At 40.7% G+C, this 22,143-nt stretch carries 17 protein-coding genes; 9 read left to right on the top strand and 8 right to left on the bottom strand.

The features are described from left to right. Positions 1-330: 330 nt before the first annotated feature. Positions 331-1,077 carry a 3-oxoacyl-[acyl-carrier-protein] reductase gene (fabG, locus tag V7K42_RS10325; protein WP_334915849.1) on the bottom strand — a complete coding sequence of 249 codons (747 nt, stop codon included), beginning with the start codon at positions 1,075-1,077 and terminating at the stop codon, positions 331-333. A 523-nt stretch (positions 1,078-1,600) separates the two neighbouring features. Here fabG and trxA point away from each other — a divergent pair. Beyond that, complete coding sequence (gene trxA / locus V7K42_RS10320) at positions 1,601-1,918, top strand: thioredoxin (protein ID WP_094328900.1); 318 nt, start codon at positions 1,601-1,603, stop codon at positions 1,916-1,918. A 784-nt stretch (positions 1,919-2,702) separates the two neighbouring features. Here trxA and V7K42_RS10315 read toward each other — a convergent pair. The 4 genes from V7K42_RS10315 to hemW form a co-directional block, all read right to left on the bottom strand. Next, positions 2,703-2,969 (bottom strand): hypothetical protein, encoded by a 267-nt coding sequence (locus tag V7K42_RS10315; protein WP_334915847.1) that lies wholly within the window; start codon positions 2,967-2,969, stop codon positions 2,703-2,705. 463 nt (positions 2,970-3,432) lie between these two features. Beyond that, positions 3,433-4,557 (bottom strand): THUMP domain-containing class I SAM-dependent RNA methyltransferase, encoded by a 1,125-nt coding sequence (locus V7K42_RS10310; protein WP_334915845.1) that lies wholly within the window; start codon positions 4,555-4,557, stop codon positions 3,433-3,435. Positions 4,558-4,681: 124 nt separating this feature from the next. Next, positions 4,682-5,569 (bottom strand): UTP--glucose-1-phosphate uridylyltransferase, encoded by an 888-nt coding sequence (locus V7K42_RS10305; RefSeq protein WP_334915843.1) that lies wholly within the window; start codon positions 5,567-5,569, stop codon positions 4,682-4,684. A gap of 46 nt (positions 5,570-5,615) precedes the next feature. Continuing rightward, positions 5,616-6,797 carry a radical SAM family heme chaperone HemW gene (hemW, locus tag V7K42_RS10300; protein ID WP_334915841.1) on the bottom strand — a complete coding sequence of 394 codons (1,182 nt, stop codon included), beginning with the start codon at positions 6,795-6,797 and terminating at the stop codon, positions 5,616-5,618. A 405-nt stretch (positions 6,798-7,202) separates the two neighbouring features. On the opposite strand from hemW, the gene V7K42_RS10295 reads away from it, so the two are divergent. After that, positions 7,203-8,279 (top strand): PIN/TRAM domain-containing protein, encoded by a 1,077-nt coding sequence (locus V7K42_RS10295; RefSeq protein WP_334915839.1) that lies wholly within the window; start codon positions 7,203-7,205, stop codon positions 8,277-8,279. A 145-nt stretch (positions 8,280-8,424) separates the two neighbouring features. On the opposite strand, the gene V7K42_RS10290 is transcribed toward V7K42_RS10295, so the two are convergent. Then, positions 8,425-9,723, bottom strand: coding sequence for a dihydrolipoamide acetyltransferase family protein (locus V7K42_RS10290; protein ID WP_334915837.1), 1,299 nt, complete (start codon positions 9,721-9,723; stop codon positions 8,425-8,427). A gap of 625 nt (positions 9,724-10,348) precedes the next feature. Between V7K42_RS10290 and V7K42_RS10285 the strand changes: the two genes are divergently transcribed. Further along, on the top strand, positions 10,349-10,870 hold the full coding sequence (locus V7K42_RS10285) for a hypothetical protein (protein WP_334915836.1): 522 nt from the start codon (positions 10,349-10,351) through the stop codon (positions 10,868-10,870). Between the two features lie 48 nt (positions 10,871-10,918). On the opposite strand, the gene V7K42_RS10280 is transcribed toward V7K42_RS10285, so the two are convergent. Continuing rightward, positions 10,919-11,368 (bottom strand): YlqD family protein, encoded by a 450-nt coding sequence (locus V7K42_RS10280; protein ID WP_012412623.1) that lies wholly within the window; start codon positions 11,366-11,368, stop codon positions 10,919-10,921. 42 nt (positions 11,369-11,410) lie between these two features. Continuing rightward, entirely contained in the window at positions 11,411-13,360 is a 1,950-nt protein-coding gene (locus V7K42_RS10275; protein WP_334915834.1) for an AMP-dependent synthetase/ligase, read from the bottom strand. Positions 13,361-13,620: 260 nt separating this feature from the next. On the opposite strand from V7K42_RS10275, the gene V7K42_RS10270 reads away from it, so the two are divergent. The 6 genes from V7K42_RS10270 (at position 13,621) to V7K42_RS10245 (ending at position 22,065) form a co-directional block, all read left to right on the top strand. Further along, positions 13,621-13,866, top strand: a complete 246-nt coding sequence (locus V7K42_RS10270) for a hypothetical protein (protein WP_334915832.1) — start codon at positions 13,621-13,623, stop codon at positions 13,864-13,866. Between the two features lie 1,006 nt (positions 13,867-14,872). Further along, on the top strand, positions 14,873-15,214 hold the full coding sequence (locus tag V7K42_RS10265; protein WP_334888929.1) for a CU044_2847 family protein: 342 nt from the start codon (positions 14,873-14,875) through the stop codon (positions 15,212-15,214). A 6-nt stretch (positions 15,215-15,220) separates the two neighbouring features. After that, positions 15,221-16,108, top strand: coding sequence for a trypsin-like peptidase domain-containing protein (locus V7K42_RS10260; protein WP_334915830.1), 888 nt, complete (start codon positions 15,221-15,223; stop codon positions 16,106-16,108). 5 nt (positions 16,109-16,113) lie between these two features. Beyond that, the gene (locus V7K42_RS10255) at positions 16,114-17,772 is read left to right on the top strand and encodes a hypothetical protein (protein ID WP_334915828.1); all 1,659 of its coding nucleotides are present in this window, start codon (positions 16,114-16,116) and stop codon (positions 17,770-17,772) included. 14 nt (positions 17,773-17,786) lie between these two features. Further along, positions 17,787-20,579, top strand: coding sequence for a tetratricopeptide repeat protein (locus tag V7K42_RS10250; protein WP_334915827.1), 2,793 nt, complete (start codon positions 17,787-17,789; stop codon positions 20,577-20,579). Next, complete coding sequence (locus V7K42_RS10245) at positions 20,572-22,065, top strand: radical SAM/SPASM domain-containing protein (RefSeq protein ID WP_334915825.1); 1,494 nt, start codon at positions 20,572-20,574, stop codon at positions 22,063-22,065. Before V7K42_RS10250 ends, V7K42_RS10245 begins: the two co-directional genes overlap by 8 nt. Positions 22,066-22,143: the final 78 nt, after the last annotated feature.

Genomic DNA, 22,143 nt, shown 5'->3' with positions numbered 1-22,143 from the left:
GTCGTAAAAAATACTAAAGTTTTCTCTTCACTCCCCCTGCTCCCCCTGCCTCAAGAGCTCTTTTCACGAGGATCTCACTTTTTCGCGTTGCTCCCATACATAACTGACTGATAAGGCAGGAGGCAGAGATAGCAAGGGTTTAAGACCCCCCACTGAACTCTCGTAAGAAAGCGCGGCAAGCAAACACAACAGTAGCTTCAATTCATTCGGGATCGAATCCCCTGCATCCTTTAACTCAGCAGTAGGCACAATAAAACCAAACTGTGTGAAGAAAAGTAAATAAGGCTCAAACCCTTTTTCCCCCTGTCCCCTGCCTTAACCATACTTAATTTAGGCCATTACCATGCCACCATCGACATTAAAAACCTGTCCGGTGATGTAGGTGGCGGCGGGATCGGCGGCTAGAAAGCGCACCATTCCAGCAACTTCTTCAGGCTGACCGAAGCGACCGAGGGGGATGAATTTCAGAATATCTTCGGGATTGTTGAGATCGCTAGTCATGTCGGTGGCGATGAATCCAGGGGCGACGGCGTTAACGGTGATGCCGCGAGTAGCCAGTTCTTTGGCAACGCTTTTGGTGAAGCCAATTACACCTGCTTTGGCGGCGCTGTAGTTGGACTGACCTGGGTTGCCCATTTGTCCAGCAACAGAGGTAATGTTAATAATTCGGCCCGATCGCTGCTTAAGCATGATTTTACTGGCAGCGCGTGTACATAAGAAAACACCAGTTAAGTTAAGGTCTATCACAGCTTGCCAATCTTCTGGCTTTAAACGCAAAAGCAGTGTGTCGCGCGTAATTCCTGCGTTGTTGACTAAAATATCCACACGCTTAAACTTTTCCATGACGGCGTTAACTAGTGCGTCTACTCGATCGCTTTTAGAAACATCTGCTTGAATAGCGATCGCTTCCCCTCCCGCTTCTGTAATTTCTGTAACAACTGTCTCGGCTGCTGCACTTGAACTGGCATAATTAACAACTGCGATCGCTCCTTGTAAAGCTAATTCAATTGCGATCGCTCGGCCAATTCCTCGTGAAGCACCTGTGATAATAGCAACTTTACCTTCTAATAGTGTCATTTAATGTTCCTCAATCTTAGAAATACCGCGCTAATTATCTTATGGTGATTTAGGCAACATCTGAATATTGTCTGGATAATTAAATATCTATGACTAGTACCAATTCTGTATGAAGATGCGCCAAACTACATAAGGAACGAACCGCAAAGGGCGCATAGACGCAAAGCCGCTTCCCGCAGGGGTAGGACACGAAGAAAGATAGAGGAAGCTAATGGAATTTGGCGCAGCCTCACAAATAAATGGTATGAGAAGCATTGCAGCTACGCCTCTGATAGAAATCACTTTTGTGAAAGCTTCTATAGTTATTTAGTTGGTCAGGATAATTTAAATACATAATTTAAGAATCAATACACAAATGCAAAGGATATGCGAATTTTATTATAATTATTTAATATTTTTGGCGAGAAAATAAGTCTATATTGGTTAATCTAATCGTTTTACAATAAAAACCTATGAACCTATACCGATTTTATTTTCTAAGAATTACTATTGAAACAAACAATTGAAAATCGGTGTGTGTCACATGGCAACTAAAAAACAATTTGACAGCTTTGAAGAGATGCTGTCTGCTTCTGATGTACCTGTATTAGTAGATTTTTACGCTGACTGGTGTGGCCCATGTCAAATGATGGTGCCAATTTTAGAGCAAGTCAATGCCCAACTTAAAGATCGCTTGCGAATTGTCAAAATTGACACAGAAAAATACACAGATTTGGCGAGTCAATATAAAATTTCCTCTCTTCCAACCTTAGTACTATTTAAGCAGGGTCAGCCTGTAGAACGGATAGAGGGAGTAATGCAAGCACCACAGTTGGTGCAGTATCTACAAACAAAGATTTAAGAACACTTAGAATTTATATTTTGGTTCTTAGAGACGCGACATGTCGCGTCTCTTTCAGTAGATATTGATTGAATTTCTAGCAGATAAAACCTTAAGTAAACATTAAGCATATCTACTTATACGTCTAGAGAAAGTAGTTTGTAAATCGAGATAGCTATATTGTTTAGATATAAAAACTTATCTTGACAAGCAAAAAAATATATGGATAACTTTCAGAAAAAATCTGACAAAGCCTATATTTGGGTGAATATTGATTTTGATAAGGTCAAACATAGAATAGATGAGGTGACTTGCCAGATTGAACAGGTTATACAAAAGCACCAACTGTCAAATCAAACTCGTAACTCAGGCAAAATAAACAATTAAGTTATGTGTAAGGCGATGTCTCCGATGGGCTACGCACTTTAATTTTTAGTGTAGCATACATAGTCCATCGGAGACATCGTACCAGTTTTAAGCAGCAGATTTTGGGTAAAACGACTATATTTCTGTTAAAAAAAATATTATTTTTCGATTAAATGAAAAAGTAAGCTTCAAGCTGATATTGAACATCTGCCGTATTCAGCAGTTGAAGAAGAATTCAGACTGGCTATTTTTCTAAAAGAGACAGATCAAAATCGAGCGAAGTTTAAAATCCAAACGACATGCTTTAGGAACGTTTGCGCGAACGCGAAATGTCAATTCTAATATCAAGCCCTAGCTAGATGCTTTCTAGTTAGGGCTTTTGTTTTTATGTCTGGAGTCGATATTTAATCGCGTATCAAACGCGATCGCAGTGGGGAATTTATCCGATTGTCAAAGCTGGTTCTTCACAGAAGTTAAATAGGGCTGACTCTGTTTCTGATTCATCTTCAAATACAGCAGAGATGTACCATTCACAGGGCGAATCATTCGTATATTCAGCCCAAGCAATGGTTATTGTTTCACCTGATGGAATCCCTGAATCACTCAAGGTAAATGAAGCCCACTCTTCATCATCCACAGATACCCACAACTCTGTAATTGCCTGTTCAGTTTCATTGGTAACGGTAAAGGTGAATTGATCTGACATAAATAGCCTTCTAGCGATAAATAAATTGCAGGTTGTCAGTCACCGATTATACTTTCACTTTTTTGAACTGTTTGTCATCTTAGCTGCCCTAATCCATATATAGAATGGGTTTTAACCGTTTTTTTGCTAAAGTTAAATTTTTTAAAGAGGATTAAAAATATCACCAATTTATATGTGAGATAGTCAATGCCACGCAACAGGAGATTTAGATCGCGGCTCTCACAAACCCCGGCAATACAGCACATCCTCACTGGTACTCAATTTTGAGTAATTGAAGAAGAATTCAGAAGTCAGAATGGGCTAAACCTTGGCTGGAGCAGGGGAGCAGGGGAGCAGGGGAGCAGGGGAGCAGGGGAGTGAGGGAGCAGGGGAGAGTTCAAAAACCAAGTTCTTTCCCCTCTGCCCCTCTGCTCCCCTTCCCCTCAAGCTTGTGAGAAATGCGGGTAAACCATACTACACGCCCTTAGTACAACTCATATTTCATTAACTGACAAGGTATAGTTCCGTTGTACACTGCCATCCGTTGGGATGATTTCAGTCCAATGGATTGAGATAGTTCCTTGTTACCACTTAGCACAAATGCAGTCCAGCCCTTGAAGCGTTGTTTCAACACATCGCCCAAAAGTTTGTAAAATGCCCCTAAATCACTATCTCGCCCCAGCCGTTCGCCATAAGGTGGATTGCATAATAAAATTCCACTGTCTGCGGGGGCGACAACATCGGCTAACTCCATTTGAGAAAACCATACATGGTTATCAACACCGCAGTTTTGAGCATTGGTAATCGCTTGCTCAATTACATTTTCATCGCGATCGCTTCCCCAAATAGGTGCGGTCAAGTTATCCAATTGACTGTCCTTAGCTTCTTGGAGCAGCTTTTCTAAAAGAGGCAGGTCAAAATCGAGCCAATTTTCAAATCCAAAGCAATCACGAAATAGCCCTGGCGCTATATTAAGTGCTTTTAAGCTAGCTTCTAGAGGTAAAGTACCAGAACCACAGAGAGGATCGTAGAACATCTGGTTGGGCTGCCAGCCCGAAAGTTGAATAAGGGCAGAAGCCAGAGATTCCTTGAGAGGGGCCGATCCAACGGCAGGGCGATAGCCTCGGCGGTGCAGACTATTTCCAGAACTGTCGAGTTTAACGGTACAAAAATCGCGTTCAATATGAACATTAATCCGCACATCTGGTTCATGAAGCTCTACATTTGAACGCTCACCCAGCTTTTCTTGCTGCTGGTCAACGATCGCATTTTTGACTTGGAGAGATGTGAAGTGGGTGTGGTTGAGGCGATCGTTTTTGCCGGTGGTATTTACCGCCAGCGTCATGTCTGGTGTGAGATAGTTTATCCAATCGATACTCTGAATGCCACGATAGAGATCCTTGGCATCAAGGCATGGAAAATCATGGATATTCACCAAGATTCGGAACGGTAGCCTAGCCCAGAGGTTGACGCGATAAAGGAGAGTGCGATCGCCCTCAAAGGCTACACCACAAAACCCTGGTTCCACAGAATTGGCTCCCAATTGCTCTAACTCTTGAGCCGCGAGAGTTTCTAATCCACGAGCAACCGTTGCAAAATAATTCATCATTCGTAATTCGTAATTCGTAATTATATAGTTACTAGCGACTCAATTTCTCTTAGTCCACGGAGGTGAACTTTGCTTGTGTAGTTGCGATTTTTCATCGCCCAAAACTTTTTGAAACAAGATTAATCTAGAAATTTCTAAAATCAATCATTGTCTGACGATAAGTATCTGGCAATCCTGTATCAAAACACTTACCTTTCACAACGTATCCTGTCATTCCCTCTGCTTGATGTAATTTTTCTAGACAAGATGTTAGCTGAAATTCACCTCGCTCTCGAAAATTTTGGTTGATGTGTTCTGCTAGAAAGTCAAAAATTTTCGGCGTGAGTAAATACAAACCAAATATGCCTAAAAACTCATTGTCTGCCATTCCCTCTACATGTAAATGCCTTTGTGCATACTCAACAGTCGGTTTTTCATATAGTTGCGTTACTGACAAAATCGAGTTTAACTCTTGCCAAACTCCTGTTACACACCCAGCTTTATGAATAATTTCTGCTGGCATTGTAGTCAAACCCACAACGCTTTGATTAACTTGTTCGTAAACATCTAAAACTTGACTAGCACAAGATTTTTCAATATCCGATGTATAAATGTGGTCGCCCAACATTAACAAAAATGGCTCATCTTGTACCCAATCTTTAGCACAAAATACTGCATGACCATAACCTAATTGTTCCTCTTGCAATAAAATTGTAATTCTGCTACCTAAATCTTCCAGATATCGACTATATTCTTGATTTTGTGGTGAAAGTTTTTGTAAGAGTTCTTTTTTAGGTGGATTTTTCAATAAATCTGCAAATATTTCTCGATCGTCCGGCTGCACCACAATCCCCACTTCTGCAATTCCAGCCCTAATTGCTTCTTCAATAATTGCAAGAATCACAGGTTTTGCCCTACCATCTCGATCGATAATCGGAAAAAGTTCTTTTTTCACAACTTTGGTAGCTGGAAACAACCGAGTCCCAAAACCAGCTACCGGAATCACAGCCTTTCTAACTTGATTTTTCTGCATAAATCTCCCCTCCTCTCTCTGCGGACTCTGCGCCTGGTGTGGTTTGTCACCCCAACTTCTCAAACAACTCCGCCAACACCACATTAGAAAACAAAAACCCTTGGGGATCGATCAAACGCAATCTTCCCTCTGCAATCTCCACCCAACCTTTATCAAAATACCTTTGCAAACACCTGCAAATCTCCTCCACCTTCTCTTCTCCAAACGCCTCCATCAAAGCCGCCAAACTCAAACCCTCCGCCAAACGCAACCCCAACATTAACGTTTCTAACAATACTTCTTTTGGGGGAGTCACATCACAATCAATCACAGCGCCACCTTGTATCCACTGGTAATACTCCCTAGTCTTGCGCGGACGAGTGAAGCGTTTCCCCTCAACATAACTCGCCGCACCCATCCCAAAGCCGTAGTAAGGGCGGTTTTCCCAATACACTCGATTATGTCGGCACTGATGACCGGGTTGGGCATAATTAGAAATCTCATAATGCTCGTAACCTGCACCAGTCAAAACCTGCTGCCCCATCTGGTACATTTTGACTGTGGCTTCATCAGTGGGTAAAGGAGTATCGCCAGGTTTGTAGTAACGACCAAAGGCTGTACCTGGTTCGATGGTGAGATCGTAGATAGAAATGTGAGTGGGTAAAAGCGCCACCGCTTTTGTTAGGGAATCCTGCCATTGATCCAAAGACTGATGCGGCAACCCAGAAATTAAGTCTAAGCTGAATTTGGGAATCTCAATTTGGTGGATTAGTTCCACAGCTGCAAAAATATCTTCAACTGAGTGCGATCGCCCCGCCCTCTGCAATAATTCTTCTTGAAAGGCTTGTACACCCAAACTTACCCGGTTCACGCCTGCACTGCGATAGCCTGATATATGCGCTAAATCAAAGGTGCCTGGGTCAATTTCCATAGAAATCTCTGCACCAGCTGCAATACCAAAATGCTTCTCTAGCCCTGTTACTATTCGTTCTAGCTGTTCTGTTGATAGCAGCGAAGGAGTACCACCACCAAAGAAAATTGTCTTTAGAGGTTGACCAAAGGCTGGTGTAATGGCAATTTCTTGACACAGCACCTCAACATATTGGGAGATAGTACCAGATGTTTCGCCCCGCAAGCGATCGCCCACAACAGACACCGGAAAATCACAATAAAAGCACCGCCGTCTGCAAAAGGGAATATGCACATAAGCTGAACTCGCAATTCCAGAAACACTAAATTTTTGACTCATTTTGAGAAAAGTTTTAAGTTAATCCAACTGCGAATTAGAGACAATGAAAATGAGGCAAGAATTCAGGAGTAAGGAGTCAGGAGCCAGAATAATTGTAAAATCAAGCCTGTAATAACTTCTTGATTTTATTAAAATTATTAAGTTTGGGTATCAAAGTCTTCTTAATTCTGACTTCTGGATTCTGGATTCTGAATTCTGACAAAATGAGGAGTTTTTTTACAAATTTTTGTCGTTTTACAAAGAAACAATGAAAAATATTAAGATAAAAGCCTTTAGTTATAATAATTGCAGATATTGCTAGCCTAAACCCTTAGTGTAAGTCAATATTGATGAGTTTATCTTACCGATGAAATAAAAAATACTGAACTTTCTCGGTGAACACAGTTGCAGGAAAACAACATAACCATGCTTGACGCAATTATCATTTTCTCATTTATCCTGGCAGCTTCGGGAATAGGGTTCTACAGCATTGAACTACTACCCAATGGGGCGCTAGACCAAGTAACAAATCTTGAGGCTTTACGCTTAGTTGTTGCCGTCTTTGCCGCTATTATTGGTGGTGCGATTGGACTGAGTTTCCAGACGACATATCGTCGCCTAGAATCACAAGTCAAAGAAATGCCTGTGGAAGTGATTTTAACTCGTGCGATCGGCTTAGTCATTGGTTTATTGCTAGCTAACCTGATGTTAGCCCCACTATTTTTACTACCTATACCGGCAGATTTTGGATTTATTAAGCCACTTGTGGCAGTTGTTGGTAGTATTATCCTCTCCGTCACTGGTATGAACTTGGCAGATACCCACGGGCGGGGCTTATTGCGGTTCATTAATCCCAACACTGTCGAATCAATGGTTGTGGAAGGAACGCTAAAACCAGCTAACACCAAGGTTTTAGATACCAGTTGCATTATTGATGGTCGCATCGAAGCGCTACTAGAAACAGGGTTTCTGGAGGGACAAATTCTCGTACCGCAATTTGTCTTGCAAGAACTCCAGCAAGTAGCTGATGCTAGCAAAGACCAAAAACGGGTGCGGGGAAGACGAGGACTAGAAATTCTCAACCGCATTAAGGAAGATTATCCCGATCGCATCCTGATTAATGCAGTTGACTACGAAGATATTCCCACAGTAGATGCCAAGTTGGTACGTTTTGCCCAAGAAATCAGTGGTACATTGCTAACCAACGACTACAACTTATCTAAAGTCGCCAGTGTTCAAAAAGTACCTGTTTTGAATGTCAATGATTTAGTAAATGCCGTCCGTCCTAGTTATTTACCTGGCGACAACCTTGATTTAAAAATTCTCAAGGAAGGCAAAGAACCCAGCCAAGGTATTGGCTACCTAGATGATGGCACAATGGTAGTAGTTGAAGAAGGCAGCAATTATGTAGGTGGTGAACTGCGAGTAGTAGTCACCAGCGCTTTGCAAACTACCGCAGGAAGAATGATTTTTGCCAAACCCCAAGCTTCAGCATTGGCGTGAGGGAAATTTCCAGTGCAATTAGAGTTAAATTGTGCAATCGGTGCAGTCAACCTGCACCGATTCTTTATATAGTTTTTAGCGCTACTCTACGAAAAACTGCTGCCCGCTCATAGCGCTAAGATTTAAAGTTGGTATCTTTTCAAAATTACATTGTCAAAGATTGAGAATTCGTCTCAATCAATTTTGCTAAATCTTGCAAGAACGCCGCAGCATGGGCACCGTAAATAATCCGATGGTCAGAAGTAATATTGACTTGCATTTGTTGACGCACACCAAATAAACCGTCGGGTGTTGCTACCACTTGTGGACGGGATGCCCCGATCGCTAAAATTGAACCTTGTCCAGGCGGCAAAATCGCATCAAATTTGTCTACACCAAACATTCCCAAATTGGACAGGGTAAAAGTACCACTGTTGTATTCTTGGGGCTGTAGTTGTTTTGCCCTCGCCCGTTCTACCAAAGACTTCCAAGTACGCGATAGAGAATAAATATCCACTGCATCTGCATTTTGCAGCACAGGTGTAATTAATCCACCATCATCCATCGCAACTGCTACAGAAATGTTGATATCAGAATGATAAACAATACCCTGGTCTGAGTAGCTAGCATTTAACAATGGGTGTTTTTGCAATGTCACTGCTACAGCTTTCGCCAGTAGCGCTGTCATTGTCACACCTTTGGATTTAATTTGTTTATAAAGTTTATCTAATCCATCGGTGGTAATTGTATAACCAACACGGAAGACGGGCACGGATATGGTAGCTACCATGTTCCGCACTACGGCATTTTGGAAGGTAGTTAGAGGCACGATTTGACCAGGAACAGCCGCTACCACTGGTGTGGATGCTGGTGTCCGAGGTGCTGGGGGGGCAACTGGGGCGCTGGTTGGTACAGGTGCTAGTGGGGCAACTGGGGCAGTGGCAGGTTGTTTGCCCTTATTGGACAAAGCTTCTACATCTTCGGCGACAATGCGACCGTGGGGGCCACTACCTTGGAGTGTAGTTAAATCAACCTTGAGTTCTTTGGCTAACTTGCGAGCACGGGGTGAAACTACAAGCCTTCCTTCTTTGTGGTTAGACCCGTTTTGAGCCGCTAAGGCAGGTGTTGCAGCTGAGGTTGTAGCGGCGATTGGTTCAGGAGAAGAGGTAGTAGCAGCCACGCCGGCGGAATTGGCCAGAGATTTCGCCTGTTCAATTTCAGCCTCCGTTTCGGCGATGAAGGCGATCGCAGATCCTACTGGGGCAGTTTCACCAGCTTCAACTATGATATGGGCAAGAAATCCTTCGTAAAAGGTTTCTACATCCATATCTGCCTTATCTGACTCTACAACCACCACTGTTTCGCCTTTTTCCACTTTGTCCCCTGGCGATTTCACCCAGGAGACGATTTTGCCTTCGGTCATAGTGGAACTCAGCGCCGGCATAAATACTTCGTGAATGCTCATAGGGTGGTTTGGGAATCAATGGTTTATGGACTTTAACAGCTTTTATCAGATCGAATTGTATCTTGGCGGGAGAGTTTTGGACTGGAGATTTTATATTTTAGGTTGAGAATTAGGAATGGGGAATGGGAGAGTTCCTAACCCGCATTTCTCACAAGCTTGAGGGGCGGAGGGGCGGAGGGGCAGAGGGGCAGAGGGGCGGAGGGGCGGAGGGGCGGAGGGGCGGAGGGGCAGAGGAAAAAGAACTTGGTTTTTGAACTCTCCCCTGCTCCCCTGCTCCCCTGCTCCCCTGCTCCCCCGCTCCTCCGCCCCTGCACAAGGTTTTGAGAGATGTGGTGAGAAATCCGGGCTAACTCCTAACTCTTGACCCCAGGAACCTAAATATAACTTAAGAGGTCTATAGTACAGAGTTATCCTCAATGGTTAGCCAGTATTTCGATCTCGTTTTTAGTCGTTGACTTGCAAAAACCAGCACGAGTTTCTCACAGATTTAATGGAATTGGCATTTTTATTCCTCATAATCACTGATTAAGATACAGGAGCTACTCCCAGGTAGAGGATATAAGATACAGTTCAATCTAGAATTCAAAATTGGTAATAAACCTATTTGAAATTCCTGTTTACTTTTATGTCGGCAAAGTTGAAATTATTTTTGATTGTGATACTAAGTATCTTTGCCACTGCTGGCGCTGGAGTTTATATTATCCAGCACCAGCAATCTGTACCAATTGTTGAGAGTAGTGATGGGCAGACCCAGCAGGTGAAAGCAATACATCAGTCTCAAGAGGTTGTGGCATATCCAAATCGTTCCGATTATAAAACTATACCTTTAGAAAAAATTAACTCATCTCTTCAAGGTAGCGATCCTGCTACCCTTGCTTTAAATGCCTTTGACGACATAACACCAGTGCAAGGAACGCGAAAGGTAGAGGTGGCTTATCCGCAACGAAATCAGGCTTTTGTGACGATTACGCAACTCAAGCGGGGTGATGATTCAGTTGATATTAAATATCGAGTTGAGATGTCAGCCTTCGGGCGATCGCTATTTATTAGCTCACCTCCAGTCTGGCAAATAGTTTGGGCTGGCTCCCAGGTAGAATGTTGGGCTGGGAGCCGCTCCCACACTAAGTTAAATCATATTTGTCATTAGTCATTGGTCATTGGTCATTGGTCACAAAACAAATGACAAATGACAAATTTAAATGTCGCCGCGAATTTCTTCTACAACGCCGTCGCGCAGAACGATTTCGACTTGCATTTTGCTAATCAGGTTATCACCGATTTCTACCCGGAAAAAGCCTTCCATTTGGAATTGGTTGACTTCTTGATCTTGCTGGAGAAACTGCACTTGCTGGAGATTTTGCAGCAACTGATTTTTCTGCTCTAGAAATTCACTTTTCTTTTGATTGACTTGGAGTTGAATATTGTCAATTTGTTGGAGGGTCTGGGGGCCGGGTGGTTGCAGACTCTGCTTTTGAATTGCCGCGATCGCTCTTTGTCCTTCTACGTCTAACTGTTGCAGTTGCTGATCGAGTTGATTGATCTGCGTTTGCAGCTGCTGTTGTACTTCCTCTTTCCAAAGAGGAGTCACAATAACTTTGACGTTAACGACGCGTTTCAGAAGCAAATTAGATTTGGAGACATCCATAAATATTTCACGTTCACTCTTTACAGTTGGGAGGTGGAATTATCAGGCAAACATGCCGTCAATAATATCGCGATAACGTTCCGTGACGATATGTCGGCGAACTTTTAGTGTTTGTGTCATCAAACCATTTTCAATGGAAAACGGTTCTTGAATGAGTTTGAATGTCCCGATGCGGTCATCCGGTCGATAGCCTGGACGATTTTGCACTTCTCGATTCAATTCTTGCCGAAATAAATCCTGGATCATTCTACTCTCACAGTCAATTTTTTGACTAGCTGAAGAAGTGTCTGGATTGTTCTGCACCCATTTTTCTATGGCTTCGACATTGGGGACAATTAAGGCTCCCAGGCTGCGCCGATCTTGCCCAACGAGCATAATTTGATCGATGTATGGCGATCGCAAACAAGCATCTTCAATTGGCTGTGGCTCGATGTTTTCCCCGTTAGTCAATACAATCGTATCCTTTGCTCTGCCAGTCAGCACCAAATCGTCTTGTGGTGTCAGCCAACCTAAATCGCCGCTATCAAACCAACCTTCAGCGTCAATGGCTTTCGCTGTCGCTTCGGGATTTTGGTAATAGCCTTGCATAATCTGCGGGCCCCTCAACAATACTAAGCCTCGCTTTTCTACTGGTAGAGGCGCTTTTGTCTCAGGATCTACAATTTTAGCTTCTGTAGCGGGCAGTGGTGGACCTGATGCACCAATCAAATTTCGCCAAGGACGACGCACATGGGTAACAGGAGAAGTTTCTGTCAAACCATAACCTTGCAAAATCTGGACACCAATAATTTCAAAGAAGTTATCGATGTGTTTGGGAAGCGCACCCCCGCCGCTAATCATCTGCTTGACTTTTCCGCCTGTGGCTTCTCGCACCTTAGCATAAACCAGTCGTTCTCCCAAGGCATGGAGGGGTAATAAAGCAGATGCTTGGATCTTAGCTGTTAATCGTTCGACGGCTGAAGCATGAAGATTATTTAAATCCAATCCCTGAGCAGTTCGCTGGGCTTTGATATATTTATCGCTAATGCCCAATAAAAAGTTAACTAGGCGTTGCTTATTTGCTGGTTGTTCGCGGAACTGCTTTTGCACTCCTTCATAAATCGATTCCCACAAACGGGGTACACCCACCATATAGTTAGGTTTAAATTTTTTCAAATCTCCTTTCACAGAGCGCAGGTTAGTATAAACTTGCGTGCAACCTTGAGATAGTAGGTAATACTCAACAGTTCGCTCGTAACTATGCCACGAAGGCAGAATACTGAGAACCATATCGCCGATATTTGGTTGCAATACTGTGCCAAAGGTTGTTACTTGGTGCATCAAATTGCTATAAGACAGCATTACACCCTTGGGTTTGCCTGTGGTGCCAGAGGTATAAATTAGGGTTGCCAAAGCCTTACGGTCTTGTTTAACTGGCACAAAATTATGATTTTTCCCAATTTCAATCAACTGGGAAAAATTCAGCACCTTTAGGGTTTCGTCTGTAGGTGGTGCTTCATCTGAAAGTAAGATCGCAAACTGAATTGGTAAATCTTTGATCCGGTCTTGCAGTTTTTTAAGTGTCTTCAAATCCTCTGCGACTATTGCCGTACTGCCGCTATTCGCGATGATAAATAGCAATTCTTCTTTGTCTGCTTGAGAGCTACGCACCGCATCAACTGCTCCAGCAGTCATTATGCCTTGATCGGCAATAAACCACCGGGGACTGTTGTCAGAAATTAAGGAAATGCGATCGCTTACCTTCACTCCCAACGCCTGTAAACCAGATGCAAATAGTTGTATTTGCTCCGCTAACTGGGTATAAGTAATCACTATTTCTGGTTTAGTGTGAGGGCTGCGGAGGGCGACAACATCACCAAATTTCTGAGCTGCTAAAGGCCAAACTTCTGGTAGCGATTCCACATTTGTGTAATCTACTAATCGCTTTAATGCCTCGCGTTCTTGCTCGTTGATATTAGATAAAAAAGAAGACGCGGTTTGGGTTTTTGACATAACACCTTACCTAAATATTGTAAATTAATCGTTTTTACAGCTTATTTTGTTATTCCGCTACAATAACCATCCTTATTATCCACATTCCCTTCTGTGTATAATAATTTCAGGAATTCCACGTTTATATTTACAAAAATTTATGTTAAAGTTAGTTTACATAGAGTGCAAGCAATAGATGGACTGAACGCCAATCCTACACATAATATTATGCTTGCGCCTCAAAACAGCAATCGCCTATTTTTTACAGGAGATGATTACCTATGAATTTGATAGATGCTATAGTGCTAACGCTCATCAATGCTGCTGCTTGTATGGCGTTTCCTAAGCTTGTAGCTATTCTTCTAGATGATAAAACCAAAGCCAATCAAGTGTTGCGGAATGCTTCAAAATTGCAAGTAGCCAAAATTGAACTTACGAGTTTTCCTTATTGTACAGCTTACGTATTGACGGGAAGCCAATACTGCAAATTCAATCCTGATTTTTGTTCTAATTGTTCTCCAAATTGATGGACTATTTGCCAGAATAAATTACTTGGTACTTCGAGCAACTTTCTAGATATATTAGGCAATTGGAAAAATTTATTTTTTCCTATACCTATATTTTTGCGTTTACTTATTCTAGCGATGTCTACAACGAGCTACGCTAACGCTACTTATCTTAGAGGATTGTTTGTAGGACTTACGCAAAAACTCTCTGAAACTCTTATTTCTCCGTGTCGCGCCAGTTGCTACAAGTCGGGGAACCCGCCCAACGCACTGGCTTCTCTGCGCCCTCTATGGTTCGTTTTTTCATAATTTTGCGTAAGTCCTGGTTTGAAAAGTCCTCTTATCGGTATCAAAAAGTGCCTAAAGTAACAGCGAAACACTTGTTCATTCAACCTCTTAATAATCGCTGAACCTCTTATGTTGTAAGTATTTATCATTTCTACGTAAGTCCATTAGACATTACGTACATACTTTTACAGTGCGATCGTATTGCTCAGTAGTGCATTCACTTTGATTTGTAATAATGGAAACCCGCATAACCCCGGCTTTTTTAAGAAGTCGGGTTTTTTGTTTATAATAGCCCAAAAAATCGCCTTTTTGGCGTTAATCGAACAGTATGCCTAGCCTACCAAAACTTGAAGTGCAAGGCTAAGAGCGACTTGAAACTCTTAGGGTTCCATTCCATCTTTGTTTCCTTGCCAGAACCTAACTCAGTATAATTACTAATTGAACTCAGGGTACATATATAACTAATATAACAATTAATATATTAATTGTTAAATCTATTACATGAGAATCCAACAGCTTTAACGCCCAAACAGCCGGAAGTTGGTCGAAACTTCACAAAGTTCGAGGGTTGACCCAGGACAAAGTTTGCAGCAAGCATTGTTCGTAGTCAGCGATTCATCGCTCATAGCAAGGTTTAATCAGGACATTTAGAACAAAAGAAGATTAGGTACAAAAACTTTTACAAACTATCTTGATTATTTAGACATTCAACTATTAGTTCAAAATAACAGGTTCTACCATGACTCAGAAACAAATCACAGAGTTTTCTCTAGAAGATGGTACAAAGTTTTTAGCTGAAGTTGATGAGCCAGAAAATAGCAATTCTCTTGTCCGTGTTGCTAGACCAGATGCTGGACAAATGGTAGTTGAAGCTAAAAAGAAATTTGATGAAGTATTAGATCAAATACAACCTGTAGCTTCAGCAATTATTATCAAACTGAGTCAGCTTAATACACCTGCCGATGAGGTAGAGGTTAAGTTTGGTATTAAGTTAAATGCAGTTGCAGGTGCAATTTTTACTTCTGTAGGTGGTGAAGCTAACTACGAAATTACCTTGAAATGGAAGCAAAACAAGGCATAGTAAAGTATGGCATCCATTGCAGATAATTATATTCCAGCTTTTAGGTCAGCGATCGCTCGAATTTTTCATCCCAATGGTGCGGTCGTTGGTGTAGGTTTTTTAATATCGGGGCGAACTCGAAATTATATTCTGACATGCGCTCATGTTGTTACCTCGGCTCTATCTTTACCACAGGATATTGTTGAAGCTCCTAGTGATGATATTTACTTCGATTTCCCCTTAATTGCATCAGGGCAACAACTAAAAGCTAAAGTTGTTTTTTGGCTACCTGTTGTCAACAACGTATCAACCTCCGAACCTGAAGATATTGCTGGGTTGCAAATAGAAGGACAGTTGCCTCATGAAGCGCAACCTATCAAGCTAATCTCAGCTAATAACGTCTGGGAGCATCCTTTCCGCATATTCGGTTTTCCCCACGGACACAATGATGGCGTTTGGTCTACAGGGGTGTTACGAGACGGGCAAGGAAAGGGATGGGTGCAACTAGAAGACAGTAAGGTAACTGGCTACAGAATAGAACCGGGCTTTAGTGGTGCGCCTATATGGGATGAAACCCTTGTAGGAGTGGTTGGTATGGCTGTGGCGGCGGAGAAACAGCGAGAAAATATCAAGACTGCTTTCATGATTCCGGCGGATGTCTTGAGCAAAGCATGGGATGAAATAACCTTGCCGATTTCATCAAATGCACATACTCAAAATAGTCTGAGTCGGGTACAACAACTCAAAATCAGGACTTTGCAACAACGTTTTGAGGTTCTAAGTAGTGACTATGAGGCAGCTTACAACCAACTTAACTATACACTCGCCGCGAGCGATCGCAATATCATTCAACGGCAAATCAACACCATACTACAAGAACTTGAACGAGTAGAAAGCGAACTTAATGCCATTTAAATACAATGAAAAATTCCTCAGAGTTACGAAAAAATTATCTAGAGCAGTTAATAGCCCGTTTAAGCGCTGAGATTGAAAGTATCAACGATCAAATAGGGTGGACGCAGAGTAATGTAGATAAAGGTCAATTGCAAAGGCAAATTGACACTAAATTTAAAGAAATAGAAAAAGCTGAATCAGAGTTAAGCCAGTTAAATCAACCATCTATAGAGCAACTTGAACATGATAAAATCCCATTCACTAATCGAGATGCTGCAATTATTGAGATTACAGGAAATAATTTTCCTAGTTATTGTTTAATAACAGCTCCTATAGGTTACGGAAAAACAGAATTTCTCAAACAGATAAAGAAGCGATTTCAAGAATTACAATGGTGTTGCGCTTATGCTTCCATGTCTGGCGATCAAAGTATTGAAGACTTAGAAAATAAATTAGCTAGTTCTCTCAATCTTCAGATCCAAGAAGGGCATGAATTCCCTTCGGGAGAGCGCTTAGGTTTATTATTACATAGGAATTGGGCTAAATGGCAATCGCAGGGTCAAAAAGGCATTGTACTGCTAATCGATCTAGATGGGAATGCTCCCCACAAACAACGTTTAAACGAAATTTTCGATCAGCTTAAACAGCTTGGGTGGAGAATTGAAAAATGTTTGAAAGAATTACAATTTTTTAAAGATAATTCCAAGAGTCTTCGAGTTGTAATAGCAGCTCGCTGTCTTACCGATCTCCCTTCTGATAGAGTTTTTCCTAAGCTAACTCTCTCTCCTTTTAATTGGGACGTAATTCAGGATACAGCAACAAAATATCTCAAGCCAATCGAAATGACTTCTGAAAGTATATCTCTATTGTCAGGACACTTATTATATTTAACTGGTGGCCATCCAGGGTGTATTGCTGAAGCTTTAAAAGTTTATCGAAGTGGCGGTTACACAGTTAATTGGTTTTTAAACAGTTATGGCAGCAAAATATGGGAAAGAACCCTTAGACAATGTAGAGATCAGATTAAAGAAAGTTTGATAAAAGAAAATAATCATCTTTATGAATCTATTGAAAAACTGAGTATATTTCCCATACTAAATGGTCATTGGATCTTAAAGGAAGCCGTTCGGAGATTTCAGTTACCTTTCAGTGACGATAGTTTTAAATTAAATGCTGAACTGACAAAAACATCTATTTTTACTCGTGAGAAAACGATTATAAAAGATGGAATGACCCGTCGGCTGTTAGTTATCGGTCTTCTCCGAGAAAGTTCGCCTGATAGCTTTCAAAAGCTTTGTAGCGAAGCGGCTCAAATTTGCTGGGAATATGTTCATGAGCTTAAATTCAAGAATGATTCTGCTGTGGCGGGAACTTGGTCAATGCAGTATTTTTTTCAAAGTCTTCAGCAACATGCTGGATTTATCAATTGTGGTGCTGATAGTTTGGCTTATCGACAAGAGCTTCGCAGAACTTTCTTTGATAAAACTGTTGAAGAAACTATTGGAATATTTCGCAATACAGACCGAGAACAAACCCACGAATTTCTGTCTACTCTTAAATCTGAAGTAGAGCATGACTTGGAATTTCAGTTTCTTGTCAATTACTATCTGCACAATGACGAATATAATGATATACCCTATAGATATTTAATTCATAAGCTTGATGAAGCTATTCAAAATAACTAACTCAGGAGTCTATTATGTTTGAAATAGATAAATTAGAATTTGTTGGTCGTGAAGAACATCTAAATAGAATTATTTCTGTAGTTCAAGAAGCCAATACACTCCATGTTGTTTTAATAGAAGGTAGAGGCGGTATTGGCAAAACTTGGTTGCTTAATGAATTAAAAAACCGCCTAAACAAAATTCAATTCTGGACAAGTGAAATTATTGATTGCGATACCCCTATTTTTAATGATGCAGAAGATTTATGCACTCAAATTGCCAAGCAATTGTATGACAATACATATCAAGAATGGCTGCTCAGGTTACGACAACTAAGAGAAGATGAAAACCACCTCAGTGAAATCGCATACCAAGAAGAACGCAGACAAATTGAAAAGTTTTTAGTAGATGAAATTAATCGAAAATCCAGACAACAGAAACTAGTATTTCTAATTGATACGGTTGAGAAGTTAGGACAACCAGAAATAAGAGCAGAAGTTTGGGAATATATCGCTAATTTATGCCAGCAACTAGATAACGCCGTATTTATTTTAGCAGGTCGTCCTAGCGTTGCTCGTCCAATTCTAGAAAAGTCATTTAATGAAGAAGAATTAACTTATTTTGAGTTAAATGAATTTACTCATGAGGATGTGCAGACATACATTATTTCTAAAGAGGAGCAACTTCACTTTAATCTTGGGAAAGACTTAGTTCAAAAAATTATAGTTCTTTCTGGTGGCAGCCCCATCATGATTGAATTTGGAGTAGAGTATGCTTATCGAGAAGTTATTCCAGATTGGTTAGAGAGTGAAGATATAGAAACCATTCCAGCTAGGTTGGAAAAAACAGGCGGATTTGAAGCTGAAATGGTTCGTCATATTACACAGCTTCGGACATCAATGGACAGGCTAACCCTGTTACTTTCACGTATCTACCCATTAGATAGTTATGATATTTCTAATCTATTAGAACTATCGATGGGAGATGCTGAAAAATTATTTATTGATGCCCAAAGCTACTTTTTTATCAAACCAGTAATGAGTGGTAATCAAATATCATTACATGATATTGTGCGAGACTTGGTTGATAAATATGTGTGGACAGATATTGACCCAGATTTTGAATGGAGAAAACGAGATAGTCGGATTGCTGCTAAATATTTTGAGCAAAAAGATTATAAGTTAGGTCCACAAAAAAGGATATTGGAAGTTCAACTTTCCTCTGATGATTCTCATAAAGTAGCCAATATTGAGTTTCTAATTGAAGAAGTGAAACAATTACGAGAATTCAATACTACGCGATGGCTATGGAATGCTTTATATGCCGATCTGACAATAGGGTTTGAGACTTGGTATAAAGTTACTAATACAATCCGTACTCAAGCCAAAAAAATTAGCTTTGTCAAGCAATTGTTAACACTTCTTAAAAACTTTGAAAAAGACCTAAACCCCGATCAAAAACTTAGACTGATTATTTTTGAATCAAGGATTGTTCACGCCCTTAAAGACAAGAGTACAACAGAACATGAGGTGAAAAAACTGGAGGAAATATTATCTGAACAATCTTCTAATTCTTCTCATAAGGCAGATATTTATAATGTTTTGGGAATACTGAATACCAAGTTACATCTTTATGACGAAGCTTTGAAATATCAGCAAGAGTGTTTATCCCTAGTTCAAGGAAACAGGCTATCATCTGCTATACCTCGCGTAGCTAACCAAGTTGGTTATCTTTATCGACAACTCAACAAGTTTAACGAAGCTGAAAAATATTACAAACTAGGTTGGGATGCTGCGATGGAAGTTGACATCCCTGACAAAGGCTTAACTCAAGTTATGGCTAGCATTCAGAATAACTTAGGATTTTTGTACGGACAACAAAAAGATTACGTAAAGGCTGAACAGTGTTTTAAGGCAGCCATTGATATGTGGTCTAGTGTTGAAAGTGAGCGCGAAATAGCTGATGCCGAAATTGCCTCTGCTGCTATTTTGGTAGATAATGGTAATTATATTAAAGCTAAACAACTACTTGAAAGAGCCTTAAGCCGTTGCGACAATGAAGAAAACGATAATCGAATATTGTGTAGGGCATACTTTCAATTAGGCTTAAATCAGTGGTTTAGTGCTGAGGTAGTAAATGAAGCCGTTTGGGATGTGACACAAGTACAGTGGGATCTCAATCTGCTAAGTCTTGCTCAAGATGCTTTAGAAAAAAGCCTGAAACTGGCAGAGAAATACGGACTTGAAGAGGAATTACCTAAAATTTTGCACCAAACGGCCAGTGTGTATTGGTATCTTGGGTTTCAAAAGTGCGATCGCTCTCTGCAAGAACAAGCTCTCAAACTCAACGAGCGCTCTTACCTGACTAGTCTAGAGTACAATGACATGCGGTATGCCATCGATAGCTTGGTAGGGAAAGCAGAGTTTGATTATTATGCAAAAGCATACAAGAATATTTCAGATTATGCACGAGAACTTAGCGATCGCTTCTTATCATATCAAAATACCTATCAATTGTACTTTGGTCGGATATTACGGATAGAAGGTGATGTTGCATTTCAACAAGCGAACTACGATCTCGCCTTTGCAAAATATGCTCAAGGCATACCTCAAATCTTCCAGGATGGAGGTTTTGGGCCGTATTCGATTCAACATGAGTTAAATCTGCTGCAAAAGAAAATCGAACGATTGCCTATAGAACTTTCTAAAATTCTAATCCAGCAACTCAAACATCAATGGCAAGACAATAAAGCTCTCAAGGAATGGTGCGATCAACAAATGTTTTTAACTAGAATCCGTTCAACAAAACACCCATCTTCTCATGCTTAGTAAAAAAATTGATCGACCTATAATTTTAGTTTCTCTCAATTCTACCTACGTAGCAACTGGGCAATGCGATTGTGATGGAGGGGACTGTGCCTGTGACTTATCCCCTTTAGCAGAATTAAGCTCAGATATCCAATTATCTTTGGGGATGTTGGAAACAGAGTTTGTGATATCTCCCAACTCGCAAATCATGAATCTAGATGATACTTACTCTATCTGTTATGGGACTCATCATCAAGTAGTAGTTATAAATCAATCTGCACTACATGTACTAAATACATTTAAAAAACCTCATAAGTTAAATAATATCACAATAGCGCATTCTCGTATTAACGAAATAGACTTAAAGACAGCTATTCAGGAACTATATCAAGCCCGTTTAATTATTCCTAAAAATAATAGCTCATTTAACCTAAATGAAAGGCCAGAAACTTTATCAGCATGGTTACATATCACCGATCGCTGTAACTTAAGATGTGACTACTGCTACCTTCCTCATTTAGCAAGAGATATGTCAATAGATATAGGTAGAGCAGCTATTGAATCTATATTTCGCTCTGCCAGCTTAAATCATTACCGCCGCGTCAAACTAAAATATGCAGGTGGAGAAGCCTTACTATGCTCTCCTTTAATCAAGGATCTCCATTTATATGCTCAATCTCTTAGCGAAGAAAGAAACATTATATTAGATGGAGTTGTTCTCAGTAATGGAACATTGATTACCCCTGAGATTATTGAGATGCTTCAAACCTTGAATCTGCGTCTAATGATTTCACTAGATGGGTTATCAAATTTCCACAATATTCAACGAACTTATGCAGGTGGAAAGGGATCGTTTCAAGATGTTGAACGGGGTATTAAAATTGCTTTAGAAAATGGGCTAATACCTGATATTTCTATCACTGTTAGCGGGCGGAATGCAGAAGGATTAACCGATCTGATTGAATGGATATTAGAGCATAATCTGCCCTTTAGCTTCAATTTCTATCGTGAAAACGAACTGTCCGCTTCTTACGAAGATTTGCAACTAGAAGAATCTAGGCTGATTCAGGGAATGTTGGCAGCATTCAAAGTTATAGAATTGAAATTACCTAATCGAAGCTTATTAGGTTCATTAGTCGATCGGGCTAATTTAGCATCCCCTCATAAACGAACTTGTGGAGTTGGGCAAAGCTATCTCGTCTTTGATTACCAAGGACAAATTGCCAAATGTCAGATGCAGCTACATAAAACTATATCTTCAATCAACACTCAAGATCCTTTAAGTGTTGTGCGACAAGATAAAACAGGTATTCAGAATTTGTCTGTTGAAGAAAAAGAAGGCTGTCGTACATGTGAATGGAAATACTGGTGTACGGGTGGTTGCTCTCTGGCTACGTTTAAGGCTACAGGTCGTTATGATATTCAATCTCCAAATTGCAATATTTACAAAGCTTTATACCCTGAAGCTCTTCGGCTAGAGGGCTTGCGCCTTCTCAAATATAGTTAAGTATTAAGACGTATTGTCCTTAATGCTTTAAATCAAGAGCAATCTTTGAAACGTAGTAATCGCCAAAAATATAATCGA

This window comes from Nostoc sp. (assembly GCF_036917455.1).
In the GTDB taxonomy this organism is placed as follows: Bacteria; Cyanobacteriota; Cyanobacteriia; order Cyanobacteriales; family Nostocaceae; genus Nostoc.
Note: the sequence above shows the minus strand (reverse complement) of the source record. Positions and strands in the feature narration are given on the sequence as shown.